General features: G+C 72.5%; 22 protein-coding genes. 17 read left to right on the top strand and 5 right to left on the bottom strand.

Annotation, left to right across the window (positions count from 1 at the left end):
• Positions 1-71 precede the first annotated feature (71 nt).
• Positions 72-986 (top strand): lactonase family protein, encoded by a 915-nt coding sequence (locus ACFFR3_RS15170; RefSeq protein WP_345401131.1) that lies wholly within the window; start codon positions 72-74, stop codon positions 984-986.
• A gap of 52 nt (positions 987-1038) precedes the next feature.
• On the top strand, positions 1039-2364 hold the full coding sequence (locus ACFFR3_RS15165; RefSeq protein ID WP_379483298.1) for a N,N-dimethylformamidase beta subunit family domain-containing protein: 1326 nt from the start codon (positions 1039-1041) through the stop codon (positions 2362-2364).
• A gap of 159 nt (positions 2365-2523) precedes the next feature.
• Here ACFFR3_RS15165 and ACFFR3_RS15160 read toward each other — a convergent pair whose 3' ends face one another.
• Positions 2524-3993, bottom strand: a complete 1470-nt coding sequence (locus ACFFR3_RS15160) for an FGGY family carbohydrate kinase (protein ID WP_379483297.1) — start codon at positions 3991-3993, stop codon at positions 2524-2526.
• A 152-nt stretch (positions 3994-4145) separates the two neighbouring features.
• On the opposite strand from ACFFR3_RS15160, the gene ACFFR3_RS15155 reads away from it, so the two are divergent.
• Complete coding sequence (locus ACFFR3_RS15155; RefSeq protein WP_364384969.1) at positions 4146-5171, top strand: 6-phosphofructokinase; 1026 nt, start codon at positions 4146-4148, stop codon at positions 5169-5171.
• Positions 5172-5308: 137 nt separating this feature from the next.
• Here the strand turns inward: ACFFR3_RS15155 and ACFFR3_RS15150 are convergent, their stop codons facing one another.
• Positions 5309-6127 carry an MHYT domain-containing protein gene (locus ACFFR3_RS15150; RefSeq protein ID WP_345401138.1) on the bottom strand — a complete coding sequence of 273 codons (819 nt, stop codon included), beginning with the start codon at positions 6125-6127 and terminating at the stop codon, positions 5309-5311.
• A 118-nt stretch (positions 6128-6245) separates the two neighbouring features.
• Entirely contained in the window at positions 6246-7226 is a 981-nt protein-coding gene (locus ACFFR3_RS15145; RefSeq protein ID WP_345401141.1) for an MHYT domain-containing protein, read from the bottom strand.
• Positions 7227-7500: 274 nt separating this feature from the next.
• On the opposite strand from ACFFR3_RS15145, the gene thiI reads away from it, so the two are divergent.
• A complete protein-coding gene (thiI, locus tag ACFFR3_RS15140; RefSeq protein ID WP_345401144.1) occupies positions 7501-8697 on the top strand; it encodes a tRNA uracil 4-sulfurtransferase ThiI in 1197 nt (398 codons plus the stop codon).
• Positions 8698-8866: 169 nt separating this feature from the next.
• On the opposite strand, the gene aroF is transcribed toward thiI, so the two are convergent.
• A complete protein-coding gene (aroF, locus tag ACFFR3_RS15135) occupies positions 8867-9907 on the bottom strand; it encodes a 3-deoxy-7-phosphoheptulonate synthase (RefSeq protein ID WP_379483296.1) in 1041 nt (346 codons plus the stop codon).
• Positions 9908-10148: 241 nt separating this feature from the next.
• Between aroF and ACFFR3_RS15130 the strand changes: the two genes are divergently transcribed.
• The 3 genes from ACFFR3_RS15130 to ACFFR3_RS15120 are packed head-to-tail and all read left to right on the top strand — an operon-like array spanning position 10149 to position 12729.
• Positions 10149-10745, top strand: a complete 597-nt coding sequence (locus ACFFR3_RS15130; RefSeq protein WP_345401147.1) for a molybdopterin-dependent oxidoreductase — start codon at positions 10149-10151, stop codon at positions 10743-10745.
• 54 nt (positions 10746-10799) lie between these two features.
• Positions 10800-11930: a sensor histidine kinase gene (locus ACFFR3_RS15125; RefSeq protein ID WP_345401150.1), complete on the top strand. Its 1131-nt coding sequence runs from the start codon at positions 10800-10802 to the stop codon at positions 11928-11930.
• Between the two features lie 58 nt (positions 11931-11988).
• On the top strand, positions 11989-12729 hold the full coding sequence (locus ACFFR3_RS15120; RefSeq protein ID WP_345401153.1) for a LytR/AlgR family response regulator transcription factor: 741 nt from the start codon (positions 11989-11991) through the stop codon (positions 12727-12729).
• A gap of 797 nt (positions 12730-13526) precedes the next feature.
• Here the strand turns inward: ACFFR3_RS15120 and ACFFR3_RS15115 are convergent.
• Positions 13527-14366 (bottom strand): deoxyribonuclease IV, encoded by an 840-nt coding sequence (locus ACFFR3_RS15115; protein WP_345401156.1) that lies wholly within the window; start codon positions 14364-14366, stop codon positions 13527-13529.
• 171 nt (positions 14367-14537) lie between these two features.
• Between ACFFR3_RS15115 and uraD the strand changes: the two genes are divergently transcribed.
• The 10 genes from uraD (at position 14538) to alc (ending at position 22774) form a co-directional block, all read left to right on the top strand.
• Positions 14538-15038, top strand: a complete 501-nt coding sequence (gene uraD / locus ACFFR3_RS15110; protein WP_364384956.1) for a 2-oxo-4-hydroxy-4-carboxy-5-ureidoimidazoline decarboxylase — start codon at positions 14538-14540, stop codon at positions 15036-15038.
• Positions 15035-15334, top strand: coding sequence for a hydroxyisourate hydrolase (gene uraH / locus ACFFR3_RS15105; RefSeq protein WP_345409676.1), 300 nt, complete (start codon positions 15035-15037; stop codon positions 15332-15334). Before uraD ends, uraH begins: the two co-directional genes overlap by 4 nt.
• A complete protein-coding gene (gene pucL, locus ACFFR3_RS15100; RefSeq protein WP_364384952.1) occupies positions 15335-16195 on the top strand; it encodes a factor-independent urate hydroxylase in 861 nt (286 codons plus the stop codon).
• A 6-nt stretch (positions 16196-16201) separates the two neighbouring features.
• Complete coding sequence (locus ACFFR3_RS15095; protein WP_345401159.1) at positions 16202-17062, top strand: FAD binding domain-containing protein; 861 nt, start codon at positions 16202-16204, stop codon at positions 17060-17062.
• A complete protein-coding gene (locus ACFFR3_RS15090) occupies positions 17062-17532 on the top strand; it encodes a (2Fe-2S)-binding protein (RefSeq protein WP_345401162.1) in 471 nt (156 codons plus the stop codon). Before ACFFR3_RS15095 ends, ACFFR3_RS15090 begins: the two co-directional genes overlap by 1 nt.
• Positions 17529-18914, top strand: coding sequence for an 8-oxoguanine deaminase (locus tag ACFFR3_RS15085; protein WP_345401165.1), 1386 nt, complete (start codon positions 17529-17531; stop codon positions 18912-18914). The genes ACFFR3_RS15090 and ACFFR3_RS15085 overlap by 4 nt, the downstream gene beginning before the upstream one ends.
• A 36-nt stretch (positions 18915-18950) precedes the next feature.
• On the top strand, positions 18951-19163 hold the full coding sequence (locus ACFFR3_RS15080; RefSeq protein WP_345401168.1) for an EF-hand domain-containing protein: 213 nt from the start codon (positions 18951-18953) through the stop codon (positions 19161-19163).
• 204 nt (positions 19164-19367) lie between these two features.
• A complete protein-coding gene (locus ACFFR3_RS15075; protein WP_364384945.1) occupies positions 19368-20522 on the top strand; it encodes a glycerate kinase in 1155 nt (384 codons plus the stop codon).
• Positions 20519-21829, top strand: coding sequence for an allantoinase AllB (gene allB / locus ACFFR3_RS15070; protein WP_345401171.1), 1311 nt, complete (start codon positions 20519-20521; stop codon positions 21827-21829). The genes ACFFR3_RS15075 and allB overlap by 4 nt, the downstream gene beginning before the upstream one ends.
• Entirely contained in the window at positions 21830-22774 is a 945-nt protein-coding gene (alc, locus tag ACFFR3_RS15065; RefSeq protein WP_345401174.1) for an allantoicase, read from the top strand.
• Positions 22775-22789: the final 15 nt, after the last annotated feature.

The raw sequence follows: 22789 nt of genomic DNA, 5'->3' as shown, positions 1-22789 counted from the left end.
CCCTGATCTCAGTAACCCTTGCTTCTGTCAACGAACTCATTGCTTCAGTCAACCATAGGAGGATCCCCGCTGTGAAGCACCTGCGCATAGGCGGATACGGCCCGGGCATCGTCACGATCGATGACGGAAAGGAGCACGGCCTCGCGCGGGTGACGGCGCCGTCCTTCCTCGCCGCCCACCCCACGCTCCCGGTGCTGTACGCCGCGGGCGAGCTCGAACGCGGCTGGCTCACCGCCTTCGAGGTCACCAGCGAGCTGACTCCCTTCGACGAGCGCCCGAGCGAGGGCCACAGCCCCTGCCACGTCGCCGTCGACCCCACCGGCACGCTGCTCGCGGCCGCCAACTACGGCGACGGCACGGCGGTCGTGTACCACCTGGACGAGCGCGGCGCCTTCACGGGCGAGCCGCTCGTGCTGCGCAACGAGGGCTCGGGGCCCCACGCGGAGCGCCAGGAGGGCCCGCACGCCCACCAGTGCGTCTTCCACGACGGCCTGCTGCACGTCTCCGACCTCGGCACCGACGAGATCCGCCGCTACCGCCCCGACGGCACCCGGCTGGAGCCGATCACGCTGAGCCCCGGCACGGGCCCGCGCCACTTCGCGTTCGCCGGCGACCGCCTCTACGTCGCGGGCGAGCTCGACGGCACCGTCACGCTCATCGACGGCGAGCGCCGCACCAGCGTGCCCGCCTCCCGGCAGGAGGGGGCCAACGCGCCCTCCCACCTCCAGCTCGACGGCGACTTCGTCTACGTCGCCAACCGCGGCCCCAACACCGTCTCGGTGCTGCGCGCCGGCGACCTGTCCCACGTGGCCGAGGTGCCGACCGGCGGCGACTGGCCCCGGCACTTCGCCATCGACGGCGAGCACATGTACGTGGCCAACCAGTACGCGAACACGGTCACTCGCTTCACCCTGCGCGACGGGGTGCCCGCGCCGGACGGGGTGGCGTACGAGGTGGACAGCCCGGCCTGCGTCCTGGTCATGTAAGGACTTCGCCAAGTCGCGGCCGGAGGAGGCACGCCACGCCGACCATGGGCGCGTGCGCAAGGTGCTCCTCGTCGTCCTCCTGCTCGCCGCCGGCTGCGGCGAGCCTCCTCCGGCCGCGCCGCGACCCGTCGCGCCGCCCGCTCCGATCGTGGGGGCGGACGTGCAGGAGTCCTGGCGGATCCACAAGCAGGGCGCCGAGCACGAGATCGAGGGGTACGCCGACCGGGTGAGCGTGCTGCCCGGCGAGCGGCTGCGGCTGCACGTCTCCACGACCGCGCCGCGCTTCACCGCCCGCGCCTTCCGCATGGGAGCCAACCCGGCGAAGGTGTGGGAGTCCGACCCGGTCAAGGGGGTGCGCCAGACGCCCGCCAAGGTCGTGGACGGCACCGTCACCGCCGCCCACTGGACGCCGTCGCTGACCGTGGACACCGGCGGCTGGCCCGAAGGCTCGTACCTCATCAGGCTCGACGCCTCCACCGGCGCCCAGCGCTACGTGCCCGTCACCGTGCGCTCGGCCTCCACCGCCGGCCGCGTCGTCCTGGTGAACGCGGTCACCACCTGGCAGGCGTACAACCTGTGGGGCGGGCGCAGCCTCTACCAGGGCCCCGGCGGGTACGCGGACCGCTCCCGCGCCGTCACCTTCGACCGGCCGTACGACCACAGTGGCGCCCGCCTCTTCCTCGACTTCGAGAGTGAGGCGCTGGCGGTGGCCGAGCAGAGCGGCGTGCCGCTGGCGTACCTGACGAACCTCGACCTCGTCCCCGGCGCGCTCGACGGCGCCCGCGCGGTGATCTCGCTCGGCCACGACGAGTACTGGTCGCCCGGCATGCGCCAGGTCGTCACCCGGGCCAGGGACAGCGGCACCAACCTCGCCTTCCTCGGCGCGAACGCCGTCTACTGGCGCATCGCCGTGCACGGCAGGACGGTCGCCTGTGACAAGGAGCGCGACTGCCGGCTCTGGCGCGACACCCGGCCGGAGAGCGCGCTGGTGGGGCAGATGTACGACTGCTTCCCCGCCGAGGGCGTCTACCGGGTCAGCAGGCCCGACCACTGGATCTTCGCCGGGACCAAGGGGCGCAGCTTCCCCGGGCTCGTCGGCGTGGAGACCGACCGGGTGTCGCGCGGCTCGCCCGACGGGGTGCAGGTGCTGGCCGAGTCGCCGTTCTCGTGCGGCGGGCGGCGCAGCGTCACGCACAGCACCTACTACACGGCGCCGAGCGGGGCCGGGGTGTTCGCCTCGGGCACGATGCGGTGGGTGTGCGGGCTGCGCGGCAAGCGCTGCGGCCACGGCGTCACCGACTCCGCCGCCGCCTTCACCCGCCGCGCCACCTTGAACCTCCTCACCCGCTTCGCCCAGGGCCCCGCCGCCAAACCCTGATCCCACACCCCCGGGTGGCCCGTCGGCATGACCTGATCCCGCGAGCGCGCCCCCCGGGCCCCGGCAGGGCTCTTTGTCAGGGGGTGGGGTGGGCCACGCCTGCGCAGGCTGCCCCGCGAGCCCCAGCCCCATCTCTGCCGGGTGCTCGGAGGGGGTGGGTCAGGTGGGGTGGGCGGCGGTGCGGGTCAGGGTCACCGCGGCCTGCCAGCGGGCGTAGGCGGCATCGTCGCGCTCGCCGGGCTCGAAGCGGCGGTCGAGGCGCCAGGTCTCGCGCAGCTCGGCCTGCGAGCCCCACACGCCCGCCCCCAGGCCGGCCAGGAAGGCCGCGCCCAGCGCCGTGGTCTCCTGGATCGCGGGGCGCTCGACGGCGGTGCCGAGCTGGTCGGCCTGGACCTGCATGAGCAGGTCGTTGGCGCTGGCCCCGCCGTCGGCCTTGAGCACCTGCACCGACCCGGCCGTCATCGACTCGACCACGTCGCGCACCTCGAACGCGATGGCCTCCAGCGTCGCCCTGACCAGGTGCGCCCGGGTCGTGCCGCGCGTGATGCCGGTGATCAGCCCGCGCGCCTCGGGCTCCCAGTGCGGCGCGCCGAGCCCGGTCAGCGCGGGCACGAACACCACCCCGCCGCTGTCGGCCACCGTACGCGCCAGCGCCTCCGACTCCGGCGCCGACCCGATCAGCCCCAGCCCGTCGCGCAGCCACTGCACCGCCGCGCCGGTGACGAAGATCGACCCCTCCAGCGCGAACGTGCGCTCACCGGCGGGCGTCTGCCAGGCCACCGTGGTCAGCAGCCCGTTCTCCGGCCTGGCGATCTTCTCGCCGAGGTTCGCCAGCACGAACGAGCCGGTGCCGTAGGTGCACTTCACGTCGCCCACGTCGAAGCACGTCTGCCCGAACAGCGCCGCCTGCTGGTCACCGGCGACCCCGCTGATCGGCAGGTCGAGCCCGAGGAAGGAGGACGGGTCGGTCCGGCCGAGCGGCCCGAAGTTGGGCACGATCTCCGGCAGCGCCGGCTCGGGCACGCCGAACAGCTCGCACAGCTCCGGCTCCCACCCGCCGGACGCGAGCCCGTACAGGAGGGTGCGCGAGGCGTTGGACGGGTCGGTGACGTGCCGCGCGCCCGCCGTCAGCCGGGCGATGAGGTACGAGTCCACCGTCCCCACGGCGACGGCCCCCGACGTGACGCCCGCCCACACCCCGGGGTCGTGCTCGGCCAGCCAGGTGAGCTTGGTGGCGGTGAAGTAGGGGTCGAGCCGCAACCCGGTCAGCTCGCTCACCCGCGGCTCGTGCCCGGCGTCGCGCAGCCGCCCGCACAGCCCCGCGGTGCGGCGGTCCTGCCAGACGATGGCGCGGCGCGGCGCGGCCAGCGTGTGGCGGTCCCACAGCACGGCGGTCTCACGCTGGTTGGTGATGCCGACGCAGGACGGCCGCAGCGAGGTGCCGCGCAGCGCGGCGGCGCAGGCCGACAGCGTGGCCTGCCAGATGTCCTCGGGGTTGTGCTCGACCTGGCCCGGCTCGGGGAAGTGCTGGGCGAACTCCTCGTACCCCTTGCTCGCGACGCTTCCGTCCTCCGTGACGACGAGCGCCGTCACCCCCGTCGTCCCGGCGTCGATGGCCAACACGGTCACGGACATTCCTCCTCTAACGATCACGACACGACCGGGCGCCCAGGTTTAATTCCGCAGCCTCGCGTTTGGTCTAGACCACTGCGTGTGATGCCGGGCACAATGCGAGTCTGACATCAGGTCTGGTTCGTGACCCCTATCGGGAGGAACCCGCCATGCGTATTGGAGTGCTCACCGGAGGCGGCGACTGCCCCGGGCTCAACGCCGTCATCAGGGCAGTGGTGCGTAAGGGGGTGAGCGTCTACGGGCACGAGTTCGTCGGCTTCCGTGACGGCTGGCGCGGCCCCCTGGAAGGCGACACGATGCCACTCGACATTCAAGCCGTACGCGGCATCCTGCCGCGCGGCGGCACCATTCTGGGCTCTTCCCGCACCAATCCGATCAAGATCGAGGGCGGTGTCGACCGGATCAAGGAGAATCTCGCCGCGACCGGCGTCGACGCGCTGATCGCCATCGGCGGCGAGGACACCCTTGGCGTCGCCAAGCAGCTCTACGACCGTGACGTCCACGTGGTGGGCGTGCCCAAGACCATCGACAACGACCTGTCCGGCACCGACTACACCTTCGGCTTCGACACCGCCGTCAACATCGCGACGGAGGCCATCGACCGGCTGCACACCACCGCCGAGTCCCACCACAGGGCGCTCATCTGCGAGGTCATGGGCCGCCACGCCGGCTGGATCGCGCTGCACGCGGGCATGGCGGGCGGCGCCAACGTCATCCTCATCCCGGAGAAGCCGTTCGACATCGACCGGGTCTGCGAATACGTCGAGTCCCGCTTCCGCACCCGCTACTCGCCGATCATCGTGGTCGCCGAGGGCGCACACCCCGTCGAGGGGCAGATGGAGCTGCAGGCGGGCACGCTCGACGCGTTCGGGCACGTCCGGCTGGGCGGCATCGGCGAGGTGCTGGCCAAGGAGATCGAGAAGCGCACCGGCAAGGAGGCCCGCACCACCGTGCTCGGCCACATCCAGCGCGGCGGCACCCCGACGGCCTACGACCGGGTGCTGGCCACCAGGTTCGGGCTGCAGGCCATCGACGCGGCCCACGAGGGCGACTTCGGCAAGATGGTCGCGCTGCGCGGCACCGACATCGTCCGCGTCGGGCTCGACGAGGCCACGGCCGAGCTGAAGACGGTGCCGGTCGAGCGCTACTCCGAGGCCGAGGTGTTCTTCGGCTGACTGTAAGCCGGTTGCAAGCGGGCGGCCGTACCGTCGAGAGCAGCGGGGTTATCCGCTACAACCCCCTCGGGGTACGGCTTGCGCCGCGTCACGTCGGCGGCCCACCTGTGCGCCGCAAGCCGTACCCATGACATAGCTCAACCGCGGGGCGTGCCGAAGAGATCCACCTCCGGCGCGCCCTCGGCGTTTCCGCGGCGCAGCCGCTCCTTGAACTCCGCCTCGCTGCGCAGCTCCTTCTCCGACGGCGACAGGACGACGGCGAGCAGGAGCCCCACCGTGACCAGGCTGATGCCGACGATGAGCGGCAGCAGGAAGTCGATGCCCTGAGCGCCGGCCACCGGCACCATGTCCGAGTGGGTCCGCACCGACATCGACGCCATGCCGGTGTAGTGCATGCCGGCCACCGCGATGCCCATGACGAGCGCGGCACCGCCGATCTTCAGCGCGCCGGTCACCCGCAGCGCGAACCACAGCGCGGCCGTCGCCGCTGCCACCGCGATGAGCACCGACAGCGCGACGACGGGCGGGTCGTAGGAGACGTGGCCTGACATGTTCATCGCGGCCATGCCCAGGTAGTGCATGCCGGCCACGCCTGCGCCGGTCAGCACGCCGCCCGCGATCAGGCGGCTCGGCCGCTCGCCGCCGTGCGAGGCGAGGAACAGGCCGGCGCCCACGACGACGATCGCGAGCAGCGCCGACGCCACGGTGAGCGGCACGTCGTAGCGGATCACCGAGCCGGGCACGGAGAAGCCCAGCATGGCGACGAAGTGCATGGTCCAGATGCCGGTGCCGCCGATCGCGACGGCCGCGCCGGCCAGCCAGTACTTGGCCTCACGGCCGCCGGTGAGCCGGGCCCGCGCGGTCAGCAGCAGCCCCAGCATCGAGCCCACGCTGGAGACGGCGTACGCGAGCAGGGGCGTCAGCAGCCCGTGCGAGAAATGCTCGATCGGCGACATGCCCCACCCATCCCCTTACCGCATCGATGAGGGGAGTATGAGTGGGGCTCAGCTCTTCGCGCAAGTATCAGCAGGCACGGCCTTCAGCCGCGCCTGCTCACGCCTCCTGCGTTTCTTCCTAGCGGCGCCTGCCCCTGGATCGCGCGGGCTGCTGGCGGGGCGACGGGGCCGGCTGCGGCTGGACCGGCTGCGGTTGGGCCGGCTGCGTGGGCGGCATCGGCTGCATCGGCTGCTGTCGGCCCTGCATCGGCTGCGGCCGGCCGGGCACGGGAGCGGCCAGCGGCGCCGGGTAGGCGGCCAGCTGCTGCTGTTGCTCGGAGTTGCGCCGGCGCAGCTCCAGCTTGGCGAGCAGCTCGGCGTCCTCGGTGAGCTCCTCCTCCGACGGGGACAGGATCACCATGAGGAGCATGGTCAGGGTGATCAGGCTGATGACGGTCATGAGCGGGACGAGGAAGTCCAGCGCGTCGGCGCCGGCGACGTCGCCGATCACCGGGTCGACCGTGACGTGCATGGCGTACATGCCGGTGTAGTGCATGCCGGCCACCGCGAGGCCCATGACGAGCGCGGCGCCGGTGATCCAGATGGGCTTCCTGACCCGGGTGGTGAACCAGAGCGCGACCGTGGCCGCCACCACCGCGATCGCGACGGAGACGCCGACGAGCACGCGGTCGTAGGAGACGTGGGCGGACATCTTCATCGCGTACATGCCGAGGTAGTGCATGGAGGCCACGCCGAGCCCCGTGAGCAGGCCGCCGCCCAGCAGCGCAGGCCACCGGCCGCCGCCGTAGGAGACGAGGAACAGGCCGGTGCCGACGACCACGATGGCGACCAGGGCGGAGGCCGCGGTCAGCCAGACGTCGTACTTGATCTGGGTGCCCTCCACCTGGAAGCCCATCATGGCGATGAAGTGCATGACCCAGATACCCGTGCCGCCGATGGAGACGGCCGCGCCCAGCAGCCAGCGCACGCGTGCTCCGCCGCGCGAAGCGTGCGCCTGCGCGGTCAGCCGCAGCCCGAGCATCGAGCCCATGCAGGACATGACGTAGGCGAGCAGCGGTGTGAGCAGTCCGTAGGTGAAGTGATCCACAGCGGAGGTCATCTATCGGTCCTTGCGATTTAGGGGTTCCCGGATTTTGCCATCCCGGATGTCCCATTCGCATGGATATTGCAACTATCTGTCAAATCGCACTGTCGGAAACATGAGACATCCTCATAACTCTCCGGGGTGCGTGTGCCGCGCAGAGTGAGGGCAGAGTGAGGGCAGAGTGAGGGCGGAGTGAGGACGGTGAGGAGGGCGCGGCGCGGACTAAACTCGATGGGTCGCGACGTTGCCATCAACGGCCGCGTTCCCCATCTTCCCCGGAGGTTCCACCATGACGATGTCCGCCCTGGGCGAGCCGTGCGTTCTGCTCAAGCTGGGCGAGATCGTCCTCAAGGGCAAGAATCGCGAGCTGTTCGAACGCCGCCTCATCGGCAACATCCGTGACGCGCTCCAGAGCGTCGGCATCCAGGTCGACGTCCGCAGGCGGCACGGCGTGGTCGCGATCTTCCTGCCCAAGGGCGCCACCGCCGAGCAGGCCGACGCCGTCGCGGAGCGGGTCGCCGACGTGCCAGGACTGGTCTGGATCCACCGCGCCTGGCGGGTCGCCAAAGACCCCGACACCGTGCTCAAGGCCGGTCTCGAGCTGGCCGGCGAGAGCGAGGCGGCCAAGCGCGGCGCCCCCTTCGCGGTCCGCTCCCGCCGCCGCGACAAGCGCTTCCCGCTCAGCTCCAACGAGCTCGACCGGTTCGTCGGCGGCGCCATCAACGACGAGTACAACCTGCCCGTCGACCTCAAGAACCCCGAGCTGACCATCTTCATCGAGGTCGACAGGGACGAGGTGTTCGTCTTCACCGGCGGCATCCCCGGCCAGGGCGGCCTGCCCGTCGGCAGCAGCGGGCGGGCGCTCGTGCTCATGTCGGGCGGCATCGACTCGCCGGTGGCCGCCTACCGCATGATGCGGCGCGGGCTCCACGTCGACTTCCTGCACTTCTCCGGCATCCCCTTCACCACCTCCGAGTCGATCTACAAGGCGTACGCGCTGGTCAAGAAGCTCGACCGGTTCCAGGGCAAGTCGCGCCTGTGGGTGGTGCCGTTCGGCAAGGCGCAGCAGTCGATCCGCACCTCCGGCCAGGACCGCCTGGCCGTGATCGCGCAGCGGCGGCTCATGCTCAAGACCGCCGAAGAGGTCGCCCACCGCATCCGCGCCTCCGCGCTGATCACCGGCGACGCGCTCGGCCAGGTGTCGTCCCAGACGCTGGCCAACATCACCGCCCAGGACAACGCCGTCGACCTGCCGATCCTGCGGCCCCTCGTCGGGTGGGACAAGACGGAGATCATGGCCGAGGCCCGGCGCATCGGCACGCTCGAGATCTCCGAGCTGCCCGACGAGGACTGCTGCTCGCTGCTCGCGCCCAAGCGGGCCGAGACGCGGGCCAAGATCGAGGACCTCAAGCAGATCGAGAAGCGGCTCGACGCCGAGGAGCTGTGCGTCCAGCTCGCCGACTCCATCCAGGAGTACACGCTCTGAGATTCAGGAGCACATGCCTGTGAGCCGCTCCCCGGACCCCGCGGCGGCGGGGCCGGGGATCGCTTCGGCGAGGCGTCAGGCGGTGGCCGTTGCCCTGCCTGGCGTCAGGCGATGGCTGGGCGGAGGTGGCGCCAGTGACCGTCAGGCGGTGACCGTCAGGCGGTGAACGTCAGGCGGTGACCGGGGTGGCGGTGGCGGCGGCCGTCCTGCCGAGCAGCGGCGGGAAGTCCGTCATGATCTGCGCGAGCTCGCCCAGGTCGGTGTCCACGAGCGCCTGCGGGCCGTCGCAGAGCGCCTGCTCGGGCTGCGGATGCACGTCGATGATCACGCCGTCCGCGCCCACGGCGACGGCCGCCCTGGTCAGCGGCAGCACCAGGTCGCGCCGCCCGCCCGAGTGCGACGGGTCGACGATGACCGGCAGGTGCGACAGCCGCTGCGCCACCGGCACCGCCGAGACGTCGAGCGTGTTGCGGGTGGCCGTCTCGAACGTCCTGACGCCCCGCTCGCACAGCACGATGTCGAGGTTGCCGCGCTGCGCGATGTACTCGGCGGCCATCAGCCACTCCTCGATGGTGGCCGTCATGCCACGCTTGAGCATCACCGGCCGCCCGGTGGCGCCGACCGCCTGCAGCAGCGCGAAGTTCTGCATGTTGCGGGTGCCGACCTGCAGCATGTCGGCGTAGGAGGCCACCAGCTCGACGTCGCGGACGTCCACGACCTCCGTGACGATCGGCAGCCCCGTCTCCTCCCGCACGTCCGCCAGGATGCGCAGGCCCTTCTCGCCGAGGCCCTGGAAGGCGTACGGGGAGGTGCGCGGCTTGAACGCGCCGCCGCGCAGCAGCACCGCGCCGGCCGCCTGCGCCATCCGCGCCGCGTCGAGCGTCTGCCGGTGCGTCTCCACCGCGCACGGCCCCGCGATCAGCGTCACGGTGTCGGGGCCGATGGGCACGCCGCCCACGTGCACGGTGGAACGTTCCGGATGATTCTCCCTGCTGACCAGCTTGTACGGCGTCGAGACCCGCATGACGTCCCGCACCCCGCCCATGCCGCGCAGGGCGGCGGCGTCGAGCTGCGTCACGTCGCCCACCAGGCCGACGATCGTCCTGCGCACGCCCTTGCTGACGAACGCCTCCACCCCGGCCGCCTCGACGACCGACACGATCGCCGCGAGATCGTCCGCGGTGGCCTCAGGGCCCATCACGATCACCATGTTGCCGCTCTCCTTCTCCGGAAAACACGAAAGGCCCCGGGTCCTTGAGGACCCGGGGCCTTTCGTTCGCCTGTCTGCTAGTGCAGCGTCAGATGGCGAACGGACTCGGGTCCGTCGCCATACCAAAACAGGAACGCTGCGCGCATAGCCCTAAACGATAGCGCACCGCACCCGCTGCCGAGGCACGCGACGGCCGATGGCAGGATGGCCACGAGACGCGAGAGCGGTGAAGGGAGTGTTCGTGGAGGAGTCGCGCCTGCCTCCAGGCCAGTACGTCCCACGCGGCAGGCCCGTGATCCACTACGGCCGCGTGCCCGCGTTCAAACCGGAGAGCTGGGACTTCCGGGTGTTCGGCGCGACCGCGTCGGGCGAGGAGCACTGCTTCACCTGGCCGGAGTTCGAGCGGCTGCCCCGTGACACGCGGGTCGAGGACTTCCACTGCGTCACCAAGTTCTCGCTCATGGCCAACGAATGGCGCGGCGTCACCCCGGCCACGATCATGGCGGCCGCCCCGCCCGACCCCGGCGTCCGCCACGTGATGATCTGGGCCGAGTACGGCTACAGCGCCAACCTGCGCATGTCCGACTTCGCCGCGCCGGGCACGCTGTTCGCCCTGGAGTTCGAGGAGAAGCCGCTCAGCGCCGACCGCGGCTTCCCCGTACGCATCGTGGTGCCCCACCTGTACGCGTGGAAGAGCGTCAAATGGGTGCGCGGCATCGAATACCTGCTGGAGGACCGCCGCGGATTCTGGGAGGAGCGCGGCTACCACAACGTCGCCGACCCGTGGCGTGAGCAGCGCTACTCCTATCAGGAAGAACCCGGCGAAGGCCCCGACTGACTTCACCCTCCGTTCGCCCCCGTGCACCGTGCGTTTGCGGCTACGGTTTCCCGCATGCTGACCACCGGGTGCGTGGCGCTGGCCTGCCTGTCCTTCCTCCTGGGCCACGCGTTCGCCCGCCGCCGCCAGGCGCCGCCGCGCAGGACGGACGCGGCGACGTTCGCCACGCTGCACGTCGCCGCGATGGCCGCCCCCGCCCTGCGCGCGGGGCTCGACCGCGACTCCGCCGGCAAGGCCGTACGCCACCTGCACACCCTCCTCGGCACCAGGGCCGTCGCCCTCACCTCGGCGGACGCCGTGCTGGCCGTCGAAGGGCCGGGCGCCGGCCGCGTGCTCGGCCACGCCACGGCCGCGCTGGCCGCCGGACGGGCCCAGGTCTTCCCCGACGAGCCGTACGCGGCGGTCGTGGTGCCGCTGACCGTGGACGGCACGGTCGTCGGCACGCTGGCCGCCTTCGACGACGAGGTCAGCGCGGCGCTCGTGCGTACCGTCACCGAGGTCGCCGGGTGGGTGTCCGGCCAGCTGGAGCTCGCCGAGCTGGCCGCCTCACGGCAGCGCGCGATGGAGGCCGAGATGCGGGCCCTGCGCGCCCAGATCTCGCCGCACTTCGTCTACAACGCGCTCACCACGATCGCCTCGTTCGTGCGGACGAACCCGCGGCGGGCCCGCGAGCTGCTGCTCGACTTCGCCGACTTCTCCCGTTACGCGCTGCGCCGCGCCCACGACTTCACCACCCTGGCCGACGAGCTGACCTGCGTCGACCGCTACCTGCTGCTGGAGCGCGCCCGCTTCGGCGACAAGCTGCGCTTCAGCATGCAGGTCGCGCCCGAGGTGCTGCCGGTGCCGGTGCCGTTCCTGTGCCTGCAGCCGCTGGTCGAGAACGCCATCAAGCACGGCATGCGCGGCCGCGGCGGCCCCGGCGAGGTGCGGGTGGTGGTGCGCGACGCCGGCCCCGAGGCGCACATCACGGTCGAGGACGACGGCGCCGGCATGGACCCCGAGTGCGCCCGCCGCATGCTGGACGAGGACCCGGCCCGCGAGGGCAGCGGCATCGGGCTGGCCAACGTGGACCTGCGCATGCGGCAGATCTACGGCGACGGCTACGGGCTGGTCGTCGAGACCGCGCTGGGAGCGGGCACGAAGGTGCGGCTGCGGGTCCCCAAGTCTCTTTCTGTGGTCGAATGATTACGCTATGCTGACGTGTCTCTTGTGACCTCTGCTTTCATACGACAGCGTGGTGGACATGCTGAGAGTGCTGGCCGTCGACGATGAAGTGCCTGCTCTGGAGGAGCTCGCCTACCTGTTGCGCCAGGACGACCGCATCGAGCACGTCACGACGGCGGCCGACGGCGTCACGGCGTTGCAGGACATGGTGCAGATGATCGGCGGCGGTGAGCGGCTCGACGGGGTGTTCCTCGACATCCGGATGCCCGGCCTCGACGGGCTCGACCTCGCCCGGCTGGTCGGCGGCTTCCCCAGCCCGCCCCGGCTGGTCTTCGTCACCGCCCACGAGGAGTGCGCGGTGCAGGCGTTCGAGCTGGAGGCCGTCGACTACCTCCTCAAACCGGTCAGGGCCGAGCGCCTGTCCGAGGCCGTGCGGCGGCTGGAGGCGGCCACCTGTCCCGCGCCCGAGCCGGGGCAGGACGACGTGATCCCGGTCGAGCTGGGCGGGCGCACCCGGTTCGTGCCGCAGCAGGCGGTCTGGTTCGCCGAGGCCAAGGGCGACTACGTACGCCTGCACACCGTCGACGGCAGCTACCTCGTCCGCATGTCGCTGGCCGCTCTGGAGCGGCGCTGGTCGGACGCCGGGTTCATCCGCATCCACCGCAGCACGCTCGTCTCGGGGCGGCACGTCAGCGAGCTGCGCTTCGAGGGCGGCCGGGTGACGCTCACCGTGGGCACCGAGACCCTCCAGGTCAGCAGACGTCACAGCCGCCAGGTTCGCGACCAGCTCGTCCGCCACCACCGCGGCTCGCTGCCGTAAGGGGCCCGTCGACGCGGCGGGCGGAGCGGTCGCGGTGGGCGTGATCGCCGGTGGGGTGTGATGGGGGCGGTCGTTTCGGGGGAGCGGGCGGGCGTGAAGCCGGGGGTGCCCGCATCGTGTCCCGTGGGCGTTGCGGCGTGCGAAGCCTGCGCGGTGATGGTAATGATTTCCCTGGTCACCATGGGTCGGCCGCGCGGGGGGCGGGCTGGGCGATTGTCAGGATGCATCTCCCCGGGTGACTTGCGGGCCCCCCTTGCTACCGTTCGTCGCGCCCGGATGACCGCTGGTCGTCTGGCCACTCTCCGTATGGCGATGACTACAGACCGCTCAACGAGCTGTACGTGAACAGGGTATCCCCCACAAGATCGCAACCGTAGTGTTTCGGCATCGGAAGCCATCCCGGCGCATCGGGAGGGACGAGCCGGGGGGCTCACGACAGGCTCGATGCGCCGGCTTCACCGGCGACGCGCAGGTCGCCGCGGCGGCCGGGCCCTTGACCGGGGGGTAGGGCCCGACACGCCGATCCGTGAAGGGGCGCCCGCGTGGCCGCGATTCTGGGCCCCGCGATCCGGCACGCGGGGGCGGCCGCATCGCGCGAACGGGCGCCCCTGTCACGGCCACCGCTCTCCCGGGCGCCTCATCCCGTTACACCACCCCACACCCTGAGACGGCCCCTCACACTCCCGGGCCTTCCCACCGCCGCACGCCGGACAGCGGCCGACCCGGGCGACGGGCGGCCTCTTCTGCGGCGTCGCGCCCTCCGGCCGCTCGTGCCCTCCGAGCTCCGGCAGAAGAGGTCAGCCGTCGCGGAGTTTCTTCAGCAGGGCGATGTCCTCGGCGTGTTTCGGGGCCTTGCCTGGAGTCTCGATGCAGATCGGGACGCCGGCGACCGCCGGGTGGCGCATCAGGTCGGCGAAGGGCTGGGTGCCGATGTGGCCGGCGCCGATGTTCTCGTGGCGGTCCTTCTTCGAGCCGCACACGTCCTTCGAGTCGTTGGCGTGGACGAGCTTGAGCCGGCCGGGCGCGATCGCGTGGAGCGCGTCGAACGTCTCCTGCACCCCGCCCTCGGCGGCGAGGTCGTGTCCGGCGGCGAAGGCGTGGCAGGTGTCGAGGCAGATTCCGGCCCGGGGATGCCAGTCGAGGGTGGCGAGATAGGGCTCGAGGTCCTGGACCGTGGCGCACAACATGGCGCCCTGGCCGGCCATCGGCTCGAGCAGCAGGTCGGGCCCGCCCTCGGGGATCTCGTCGAGCAGCGGCAGAAGATGCTCATGGAGCTGGCGCATCGCGTCGTCGCGCGACTGCGTGACCGCCGAGCCGGTGTGCACGACCACGCCGCGCGCGCCGGTCTCGACCCCGCGCCGCAACGTGTGGCGCACGATCGCGACGGAGTTGGCCAGCGTCTCGGGGCTGGGCGAGCCGAAGTTGACGAGATAGGGCAGGTGGATGAACGTGGGCACGCCGGAGGCGGCGAGCGCCGCGTCCTGGTCGGGCTTGCCCTCGGTGAGCGCCCAGCCACGCGGGTTGGTGACGAACACCTGGATCATCTCGGCGCCGATCTCGGCCATGTAGGACAGCCCGCCTTTGGCCAGGCCGCCGGTGACGGACACGTGCCCGCCGATCAGGGATGTTGGGGTCATGATGGCACCCAGTTTAGGGCCGCCGGCCGACACTTCCGCAGATCAGCGCCGCCGCGCACGACCGCGCTCCGCGCGATTGGAGCATGACACGAAAAGTGCCCGGGTTCGTGGCCGTGAGTTGGGAGTTCTGGCGGATGGACCGGGCACGGAACCGCTGTGTGTACTTCTGCTATGGCCGACCGACTCGCGAGCTTCAACGCCCGGCCCAGGGCCGAGGCCGTGGCCGACCTGCTCACCTGCTGCGCCTCCCCGGTCTTCGCCGGCGAGGTGGCGGGGCGCAGGCCGTACGGGGACCTCGACGAGCTGCTGGACACCGCGAGCACGGCCGTGCGGGACCTCGGCTGGGACGAGGTGCTGCGGGCGCTGAGCGCCCACCCCCGCATCGGCGAGCGGCCGAAGGGGGAGGGGAGGGAGGCGTCCTGGTCGCGGCAGGAGCAGTCGGGCGTTCCCGACGCCATGCGCGCGGCGCTGGCCGACGCCAACCGCGCCTACGAGCGCCGCTTCGGCCACGTCTACCTGGTCTGCGCCACCGGCCTGACCGGCGCGCAGCTGCTGGCCAGGCTGGAGGAGCGGCTGGCCAACGACGAGGAACGCGAGCGCGAGGTCGTCCGCGCCGAGCTGGCCGCGATCGCCCGGCTGCGGCTGGCCAAGCTGATGAAGGAGGGGGCATGAGCCTGTCCACCCATGTGCTCGACGCGGTCACCGGCCGGCCCGCCGCGGGCCTGCGCGTACGTCTCGAACAGGACGGCCGGGTGCTGGCCGAGGGCCGCACCGACGACGACGGCCGCATCAAGGGCTGGAACCCGGGCGCCGGGGTGCACCGGATCGTCTTCGACACCGGGTCGTACCTGGAGGACACGTTCTACCCCGAGGTCGTCGTCACCTTCACCGTCAAGGACCCGGCCGCGCACCACCACGTGCCGCTGCTGCTCAGCCCGTATGCCTACAGCACGTACCGAGGGAGTTAGATGGCCGTCAAGCTTGGCGCCAACCGCTACGGAAAGGCGGAGACGAGGCTCGTCCACGTGGTGAGGGACGGCCCCGTCCACCACCTCAAGGACGTCAACGTCAGCATGTCCCTGTCGGGTGACATGGAGGCCGTGCACCTGACCGGCGACAACGCCGCCGTGCTGCCCACCGACACGCAGAAGAACACCGTCTACGCCTTCGCCAGGAAGCACGGGGTGGGCCAGATCGAGGCGTTCGCGCAGCGGCTGGCCAGGCACTTCGTGGCGTCCCAGCCGGCCGTCAGGCACGCCAGGGTGGAGATCGAGGAGTACGCCTGGCGGCGGCAGGGCCCCCACTCGTTCGTCCGCGACGGCACCGAGGTGCGCACCTGCCTGGTCCACCACGACGAGGACGGCCGCACCACGGTCGTGTCGGGCCTGAAGGACCTGGTGGTGCTCAACACGACCGGCTCGGAGTTCCACGGCTACGCCGTCGACGAGTACACCACGCTGCCGCCGACCACCGACCGCGTCCTCGCCACCGCCGTCACCGCCCGGTGGCGGCACGACGGCGACACCCCCTCGTACGCGACGTCGTACGGCCAGGTCAGGCAGGCCCTGCTGGACGCCTTCGCGCACACCCACAGCCGCTCGCTGCAGCAGACCCTGTACGCCATGGGCGAGCGCGCGATCACCACCTGCGAGGGGATCTGCGAGGTCCGCCTGGCCCTGCCCAACAAGCACCACTTCGCGGTGGACCTGTCGCCGTTCGGCCTGGACAACGACAACGAGGTCTTCCACGCCGCCGACCGTCCTTACGGACTCATCGAGGGCAGTGTGCTGCGTGCGGACGCACCCGACGCCGGATTCGCCTGGGAGTAGACACCGATGGACTTCTTGCGCCCCACGACGTGGGAGGAGGCGCTGGCCGCCAAGGCGGACCGGCCCGACGCGGTGCCCATCCAGGGCGGCACCGACGTGATGGTGGAGATCAACTTCGGCGTGCGCAGGCCGCCCGCGCTGCTCGACCTCACCGGCGTGGCCGAGCTGCGGGACTGGTCGATGACCGGGGGCATGTGCCGGCTGGGGGCCGGGGTGCCGTACGCGGTGGTCGTCGACCGGCTCGGCGACGTGCTGCCGGGGCTCGCGCAGGCCGCGCGCACGGTGGGCTCGCCGCAGATCCGCAACCGCGGCTCGGTCGGCGGGAACCTGGGCGCGGCCTCGCCGGCGGGCGACAGCCATCCGCCGCTGCTGTCCGCGGGCGCGGTGGTCGAGGTGGAGTCGCGCGACCGCGGCGTGCGGATGATCCCGGCCACCGAGTTCTACCTGGGCGTCAAGCGCAGCGCGCTGGAGCAGGACGAGCTGATCAGGGCCGTGCACGTGCCGCCCGCCACGGGACCCCAGTACTTCTCCAAGGTCGGCACCCGCAACGCGATGGTGATCGCGGTGTGCTCGTTCGCGATCGCGCTGCACCCGGGGGAGCGGCGGGTCGGTACCGGGCTCGGCTCGGCCGCGCCCACCCCGCGCCGGGCGCTGGAGGCCGAGGAGCTGCTGGCCGCCGAGCTGGACTGGGAGTCGCCGCTCGATCCGGCGCTGGCCAGGCGGTTCGGCGAGCTGTGCGCGCGGGCCGCCGCCCCGATCGACGACGTCCGCGGCGCCGCCGCCTACCGGGTGCACGCCATCGGCGTGCTGGCCCGCCGCACGCTCGCCTGGGCGTGGACCGACCATCTGGGAAAGAGGGCCGCGTGATGCGCGTCACGTTCACCGTCAACGGCCGCGAGGAGATCGCCGAGGACGTCTGGGAGGGCGAGAGCCTGCTGTACGTGCTGCGCGAGCGCCTCGGCCTGCCCGGCTCCAAGAACGCCTGCGAGCAGGGCGAGTGCGGCTCCTGCACGGTCTACCTCGACGGCGTGCCGGTCTGCTCCTGCCTGGTCGCGGCCGGTCAGGCGGAGGGGCGGCAGGTCCGTACGGTGGAGGGCCTGGCCGACGGCGACCGGCTCGACCCGGTGCAGGAGGCGTTCGCGGAGAGCGGGGCGGTGCAGTGCGGCTTCTGCACGCCCGGGCTCATCGTCCAGGCCCACGACCTGCTCGAACGTGTCCGGCGCCCGTCCGACGCGGAGATCAGGGAGGCGCTGGCGGGCAACCTGTGCCGGTGCACGGGCTACGAGAAGATCCTCGACGCGGTACGCCTGGCCGCCGAGCGCAAGGCGGCGCCGTGACGCTGATCATCGAGAACGTCCACATCGCCCCCGTCTCCGGCCCCGAGATCCCGTCGGGCTTCCTCAGGATCGACGGCGACACGATCACCGAGCTGGGCCCCGGTCAGGCCCCCGACGTGCCCGGCGCCGAGCGCGTCGACGGCGCGGGCTGCCTGGCCACCCCCGGCCTGGTCAACACCCACCACCACCTCTACCAGTGGGCCTCGCAGGGCCTGGCGCAGGACGCCACCCTGTTCGAGTGGCTCGTGGCGCTCTATGAGGTGTGGGCCGCGATGGACGCCGAGGTCGTCGAGGGCGCCGCCACCGCCGCGCTCGGCTGGCTGGCGCTGTCGGGCTGCACCACCTCCAGCGACCACCACTACATCTTCCCCAAGGGCAGGGGCGACCTGCTCGCCGCCGAGATCGAGGCCGCCCGCGCGATCGGGCTGCGCTTCCACCCGGCGCGCGGCTCCATGGACCGGGGACGCTCGCAGGGCGGGCTGCCGCCGGACGTCGTGGTCGAGGAGCTGGACGACATCCTGGCCGCCACCGCCGAGGCCGTTGACGCCTACCACGACCCGTCGCGCTCCTCCATGCTGCGGGTGGCGGTCGCGCCGTGCTCGCCGTTCTCCGCCAGCGGCGCGCTGATGACCGAGTCCGCCGCGCTGGCCAGGGACAAAGGAGTACGCCTGCACACCCACCTCGCCGAGACCCTCGACGAGGACGAGCACTGCCTGGAGCAGTTCGGGCTGCGGCCCGTCGACTACATGGAGAAGCTGGGCTGGCTCGGGCCCGACGTGTGGCTCGCGCACGCCGTGCACCTGAGCGACACCGACATCGCCAAGCTCGCCGCCACCCGTACCGGGACGGCCCACTGCCCCTCGTCCAACGGGCGGCTCGGCGCGGGCGTCGCGCGCGTCTCCGAGATGCTCCGGCAGGGCGCGAACGTCGGACTCGGCGTGGACGGCAGCGCCTCGTCCGAGCTGACCCCGATGGCCGGGGAGATGCGCCAGGCGCTGCTGTTCCAGCGGGCCCGCTACGGGCCGCAGGCCCTGACCGCGCGGCAGGCGCTGGAGCTGGCCACGCTGGGCGGCGCGCGCAACCTCGGCAGGCAGGACGAGCTGGGCACGCTGGAGCCGGGCAAGCTGGCCGACGTGGTGCTGTGGCGGGCCGGCGGGCCGTTCCACGCCGCCGTCACCGACCCGGTCTGCGCGCTCGTCTTCGGGCCTCCGCCGCCGGTGGAGCTGGTGCTGGTGGGCGGGCGTACTGTGGTCGCCGGCGGCGAGCTGCGCACGGTGGCGCAGGACGCGGCGGGACGGGCGGGCGCCGATGCGCACCGGCGGCTGCTGCGGCTGGCCGGGGAGCGCGGTGTCACCGCCGCCCGGCGGGTGCACGGGGACTAGTGTGGAGATATCCGGACGAACAGGAAAGGCGGTCCCGTGTCGGCGGAATCCCCAGACGAGCGGCTGGCGCAGCTCAAAAGCACCTTCGCGGCCATCGACACCGACGGCGACGGCTACATCACCGAGGCCGAGCTGAAGCGGCACTTCCCCGACCTGCCCGCGGAGGCGCTCGGGGCGATGAGCCAGGAGGCCGACTACGACCAGGACGGCCGCTACTCCCTGGAGGAGTTCATCCGCACCCTCTCCTGACGGACGGCACCCTCTCCTGACGGACGGCTCCCGCCCGCCCGGCCGGCGTGCCTGGGCACGGGCGGCAGGCCCTGATGGAACCGGCTTCCCCCGGCGCGTGAGGCGGGCAGGGCGGGATGTGATGATGAGTCACGCCTTCCTGCCCGCTCGCACCGGGCAGGAAGGCGTGTCAGCACATTGTTCATCATCAGGCGGGAGTTCGTAGTGGTTCAGCACGTTCTAGTAGCCCCCGACAAGTTCAAGGGGTCACTGACGGCCGCCGAGGTCGCCTCTCACGTCTCGGCGGGGCTGGGCGTGCCGACGGTCGAGCTGCCGGTCGCCGACGGCGGCGACGGCACCGTGGACGCCGCCGTGGCCGGCGGCTACAGCCGGATCACGATCGAGGTCACGGGCCCGACGGGGCAGCGGGTGCCCGCCTCGTACGCCTGGCGGCCCACCGGCACCGCCGTGGTCGAGCTGGCCGAGGCGTCCGGGCTGCGCCGCCTGCCGGGCGGCCTCGAACCGCTGACCGCCACCAGCCGCGGCACCGGCGAGCTGATCGCCGACGCCGTACGCCGCGGCGCCAAGCGCGTCGTGCTCGGCCTCGGCGGCAGCGCCTGCACCGACGGCGGCGCCGGACTGGCCCAGGCACTCGGCGCCCGCCTCATCGACGCTGCGGGCGATGACCTGCCGCCCGGCGGCGCCGCGCTCAAGCGGCTCGACCGCATCGACATGTCCGGCTTCCTCGACGTCTCCGGCGTGGAGTTCGTGGTCGCGAGCGACGTGGACAACCCGCTGCTCGGCCCGCACGGCGCCGCCGCCGTCTACGGCCCCCAGAAGGGCGCCACGCCCGGCGACGTCGCGACCCTGGAGGCGGGGCTGGCCCGCCTGGCCGCCGTCGCCACCGCCACCCACGGCCTGATGGGCGCGGTCGAGCACGACGACGTCCCGCGCGCGATGGGCGTCGCGGGCGCGCCGGGGGCGGGCGCGGCCGGCGGGGTCGGGTTCGCGGCGCTCGCCTTCCTGCACGCCGAGCTGCGGCCGGGCATCGACTACCTGCTCGACCTGCTCGGGTTCGCCGGGCACGTCGAGGGCGCTCGCCTGGTGATCACGGGGGAGGGCTCGCTGGACGAGCAGACCCTGCGCGGCAAGGCCCCGGCGGGCGTCGCGCGGGCGGCCGCGCGGGCGGGGGTGCCAGTGGTGGCCGTCTGCGGGCGCACCACGCTCTCCGAGGCCGACCTCAAGAGCGCGGGCATCGAGGCCGCGTACGCGCTGACCGACCTCGAGCCCGACACCGGCCGCTGCATGGCCGAGGCGGGCCCGCTGCTCGAACGCCTCGCGGCCAGGATCGCCGCCGAGCGGTTCCCGGAGGGCGAATGACACCGTTCGACCTGGTCGTCCGATCCCGCAGGACCGTCACGCCCGAGGGCGAGCGGGCCGCGGCCGTCGCCGTGCGCGGCGAGCGGATCGCCGCCCTGCACGACTACACCGCGCCGCTGGAGGCCGCCGAGGACGTCGACCTGCGCGACCTGGCGCTGCTGCCCGGCCTGGTCGACAGCCACGTCCACGTCAACGAGCCGGGCCGCACCCACTGGGAGGGCTTCGACTCGGCCACCAGGGCCGCCGCCGCGGGAGGCGTCACCACGATCGTGGACATGCCGCTCAACAGCCTGCCGCCCACGGTCAGCACCGAGGCGCTGGAGGTCAAGCTGCGGGCCGCCGAGGGGCAGTGCCACGTGGACACCGCGTTCTGGGGCGGCGCCGTGCCGGGCAACCTCAAGGACCTGCGGCCGCTGCACGAGCGCGGGGTGCGCGGGTTCAAGTGCTTCCTGTCGCCGTCGGGGGTCGACGAGTTCCCGCCGCTGGGCGCGGGCGAGCTGCGCGCGGCGCTGACGGAGGTCGCCGGGTTCGGCGGGCTGATGGTGGTGCACGCCGAGGACCCCGCGCTGCTGGGCGAGCCCGACGGGCCCGGCTACCGCGCGTTCCTCGACTCCCGGCCCGGCGCGGCCGAGCGCAGCGCCGTCGAGCGCGTCGTGCGGCTGGCCGCCGAGACCGGCTGCCGGGTGCACGTCCTGCACGTCTCCAGCGCCGAATGCCTCGACGTGCTGGAGGCGGCCAGGGCCGAGGGGGTCCCGGTCTCGGCGGAGACCTGCCCCCACTACCTGACGCTGGCGGCCGAGCAGGTGCCCGAGGGGGAGACGGCGTACAAGTGCTGCCCGCCCATCCGCTCCGGGCACAACCGCGACCTGCTCTGGGACGGCCTGGCCAGGGGCGTGCTGAGCTGCGTGGTGTCCGACCACTCGCCGTCCACCGCCGACCTCAAGGTGCCCGACTTCGCCGCCGCGTGGGGCGGCATCGCCTCCCTGCAGCTCGGGCTGGCCGCCGTCTGGACCGAGGCCGCGCGCAGGGGCCACACGCTCTCGGACGTGATCCGCTGGATGTCGGCCGCCCCCGCCGAGCTGGCCGCGCTGCCCGGCAAGGGCGCGATCGCGGCCGGGCACGACGCCGACCTCGTGGCGTTCGACCCCGAGGCCGACACCCTGATCGACGCCGCCCGCCTGCACCACAAGAACCCCGTCACCCCCTACCACGGCCGCACACTCAAGGGCGCCGTCCTGACCACCTGGCTGCGCGGCCGGCCGGTGGACGGCGCGCCGCACGGACGATTCCTGCTGGGAGCGCGATAGATGGACGGCTTCACCCGCCTGCCCGACCTGGCCCTGCGCACGTACGGCGGCTCGGTGGTGGCCGCGAGCGACGAGTCGTTCGCCGAGAAGGAGAGCCTGATCAAGCCAGGACGCCCCGGCTTCATGCCGGAGACGTTCGGGAACAAGGGGCAGGTGTACGACGGCTGGGAGACCCGCCGCCGCCGCGAGCCCGGCCACGACTGGGCGCTGGTACGCCTCGGGCTGCCCGGCGTGATCCGCGGCGTGGTGATCGACACGGCCTGGTTCAAGGGCAACTATCCGCCCCGGGCGTCCGTCGAGGCCACGTCGGTGGCGGGGCATCCGTCGCCGGCCGAGGTGCTCGCCGCGCCCTGGACCGAGATCGTGCCGCTGTCCGACCTCAAGGGCGACGCCGAGCACCTCTTCCCGGTGACCGACGACGCCCGCTACACCCACGTACGGCTGAACATCCACCCCGACGGCGGCGTCGCCCGGCTGCGCGTGCACGGCGAGGTACGTCCTGACCTGTCCCTCCACGACGGCCTCGGCATCGACCTGGCGGCGCTGGCCAACGGCGGCCTGGTCACCGCGTGCTCCGACGAGTTCTACTCCGCGCCCAACAACGTCATCGCCCCCGGCCTGGCCCGCCACCAGGCGGAGGGCTGGGAGACCGCGCGGCGCCGCGACGGCGGCAACGACTGGATCGTCATCAGGCTGGCCGGGCGCGGCGTCGTCAGGCTCGCCGAGATCGACACCACCAACCTGCTGTTCAACGCGCCCGGCGCGGTCGCGCTCACCGGGCTCGACGGCGACCGCGAGGTGGAGCTGCTGCCGAGGACGCGCCTGCAGCCCGACACGCCGCACCGCTTCCGCCTCGGCGCCGACACACCCGTCACGCACGTGCGCGTGGACATCTACCCGGACGGCGGCCTGGCCCGCGTCCGCCTGCACGGCCACCTGGTCTGACCCCTCAGGGCCCTT

Source organism: Nonomuraea salmonea (assembly GCF_042428605.1).
GTDB lineage: Bacteria > Actinomycetota > Actinomycetes > Streptosporangiales > Streptosporangiaceae > Nonomuraea > Nonomuraea salmonea.
This window is presented reverse-complemented; position numbering and strand designations above follow the sequence as displayed.

Coding starts and splice junctions, on each gene's coding strand:
- ACFFR3_RS15155 (WP_364384969.1), top strand. CDS start 4,146: ATGCGTATTGGAGTGCTCACCGGAGGCGGCGACTGCCCCGGGCTCAAC.
- ACFFR3_RS15150 (WP_345401138.1), bottom strand. CDS start 6,127: ATGTCGCCGATCGAGCATTTCTCGCACGGGCTGCTGACGCCCCTGCTC.
- ACFFR3_RS15145 (WP_345401141.1), bottom strand. CDS start 7,226: ATGACCTCCGCTGTGGATCACTTCACCTACGGACTGCTCACACCGCTG.
- thiI (WP_345401144.1), top strand. CDS start 7,501: ATGACGATGTCCGCCCTGGGCGAGCCGTGCGTTCTGCTCAAGCTGGGC.
- aroF (WP_379483296.1), bottom strand. CDS start 9,907: ATGGTGATCGTGATGGGCCCTGAGGCCACCGCGGACGATCTCGCGGCG.
- ACFFR3_RS15125 (WP_345401150.1), top strand. CDS start 10,800: ATGCTGACCACCGGGTGCGTGGCGCTGGCCTGCCTGTCCTTCCTCCTG.
- ACFFR3_RS15120 (WP_345401153.1), top strand. CDS start 11,989: ATGCTGAGAGTGCTGGCCGTCGACGATGAAGTGCCTGCTCTGGAGGAG.
- ACFFR3_RS15115 (WP_345401156.1), bottom strand. CDS start 14,366: ATGACCCCAACATCCCTGATCGGCGGGCACGTGTCCGTCACCGGCGGC.
- uraD (WP_364384956.1), top strand. CDS start 14,538: ATGGCCGACCGACTCGCGAGCTTCAACGCCCGGCCCAGGGCCGAGGCC.
- uraH (WP_345409676.1), top strand. CDS start 15,035: ATGAGCCTGTCCACCCATGTGCTCGACGCGGTCACCGGCCGGCCCGCC.
- pucL (WP_364384952.1), top strand. CDS start 15,335: ATGGCCGTCAAGCTTGGCGCCAACCGCTACGGAAAGGCGGAGACGAGG.
- ACFFR3_RS15095 (WP_345401159.1), top strand. CDS start 16,202: ATGGACTTCTTGCGCCCCACGACGTGGGAGGAGGCGCTGGCCGCCAAG.
- ACFFR3_RS15090 (WP_345401162.1), top strand. CDS start 17,062: ATGCGCGTCACGTTCACCGTCAACGGCCGCGAGGAGATCGCCGAGGAC.
- allB (WP_345401171.1), top strand. CDS start 20,519: ATGACACCGTTCGACCTGGTCGTCCGATCCCGCAGGACCGTCACGCCC.
- alc (WP_345401174.1), top strand. CDS start 21,830: ATGGACGGCTTCACCCGCCTGCCCGACCTGGCCCTGCGCACGTACGGC.